This is a genomic window from Spirillospora sp. NPDC049652 (assembly GCF_040675125.1).
Classification (GTDB): domain Bacteria; phylum Actinomycetota; class Actinomycetes; order Streptosporangiales; family Streptosporangiaceae; genus Spirillospora.
Genome location: NZ_JBFAOF010001294.1, coordinates 1 through 1624 on the forward strand (window position 1 = coordinate 1; position 1624 = coordinate 1624).

Genomic DNA, 1624 nt, shown 5'->3' on the forward strand with positions numbered 1-1624 from the left:
GTGTGGGGGGGGGTGCTGATGGCGCGCACCGCGCCGCACCTCGTGCGCGCGCTCCCGTTCGTGATGCCGCTGACCCCGCTGGTCTCCCGGTCCCAGGCGGCCGTCGTGCGCACCGGGCTGCACGCCGGGGACGCGCTCCGCCTCGGCGCCCGCACCTCCCGCGCGCTGCTGCCCGGCCCGCGCCGCCTGTCGGCCGTGGAGACGCTGCGCCTCGCCCCCGCGCTCCGCTCGTACGGGCTGCGCGGCGGCCTGCTCTCCTGGGACGGCCAGCTCGCCGACGACGCGCGCCTGGTCACCGCCATCGCCCGCACCGCCGCCGCGCACGGCGCGCGGATCCTCCCCCGCGTCCGCGCGCTGAGCCTGGACGGCTCCGGCGCCCAGGTGCGGGACGAGCTGACCGGGCAGGAGTTCACCGTCCGCGCCCGCACCGTGGTCAACGCGACGGGCGTGTGGGCGGGCGGCCTGGTCGAGGGCGTCCGGCTGCGGCCCTCGCGCGGCACGCACCTGGTCGTCCGCGCCGAGTCCCTCGGCGGGCTGGGCGCCGGGCTGCACATCCCGATCCCCGGCGCGTCCAACCGGTTCGTCCTGGTCATCCCGCAGGGCGACGGCCGCGTCTACGTGGGCCTCACCGACGAGCCCGCGGGCGGCCCGATCCCGGACGTCCCGGAGCCGACGCCCGCGGAGATCGGCTTCCTCCTCGACATCCTCGACTCCGCGCTCGACGTCCCCGTCCGCCGCTCGGACGTGCTCGGCGCGTTCGCCGGCCTGCGCCCGCTGCTGGACGACGCGCACGGCGCCACCGCCGACATCTCCCGCCAGCACGCCGTCCTGACCTCGCCGGACGGCGTCGTCACGATCGTCGGCGGCAAGCTCACCACCTACCGCAGGATGGCCGAGGACGCCGTCGACGCCGTCCTCGCCACCGGCCGCCTGACCGCCGGGCCGTCCCGCACGTCCCGCATCCCGCTGGTCGGGGCGGCCCGGGCCGACGTCCTCGCCGGGCTGGACGCGCCGCGCCGCCTCGTCCAGCGCTACGGCGCCGAGGCCCCGCTGCTGGCCGCGCTCGCCCGCGAGGACGCCTCGCTGCTGGAGCCGGTCGTCCCCGGGCTGCCCGTGCTGGGCGCCGAGCTGGCGTGGGCCGTGCGGCACGAGGGCGCCCTCGACGCGTCCGACCTGCTGGACCGGCGCACCCGCGTCGGCCTCGTCCCCGCCGACCGGGCCGCCGCCCTCCCCGCGGCCGAGGCCGCCTTCCGGACGGAGGCCGCCACCCCCGCCGCCTGACCGCGCGGCGGGCGGCCGGACGGGGTTCCGGGGTGCCGCAGGTGAAGCGGGCTATGAGGTGGGTCACCCCGCATGGCGCGGTCGCAGGCTGTGAGGTTAACCTAACCTAATTACCACCGAGGGTGACGGGAGCCTCCGCGTGACGCGCCAGACCAGCTGCGAGCACTGCCCCGGGAGCCATTCCGGGGAGCGGTCCTGCCTGGCGAGCGCGACCACGAAGGCGCGCGCCTGGCTCCTCGTCGAGCATCCCGGGCCCTGGCCCGAGCGGATCGAGCACCTGGCGGAGCCCGCGGCGCTGGCCGAGACGATCCGGGCCGCGCAGGCGGCGGGGGTGCGGCCGCAG

1 protein-coding gene and 1 pseudogene are annotated in these 1624 nt (G+C 78.4%); both read left to right on the top strand.

The annotated features are described in order from the left end of the window. A partial coding sequence (locus tag AB0J52_RS39550; protein WP_500188253.1) for a glycerol-3-phosphate dehydrogenase/oxidase occupies positions 1-1281 on the top strand: 1281 nt, incomplete at its 5' end. A gap of 139 nt (positions 1282-1420) precedes the next feature. Next, positions 1421-1624, top strand: a pseudogene (locus AB0J52_RS39555) (sucrase ferredoxin); the annotation flags it as partial.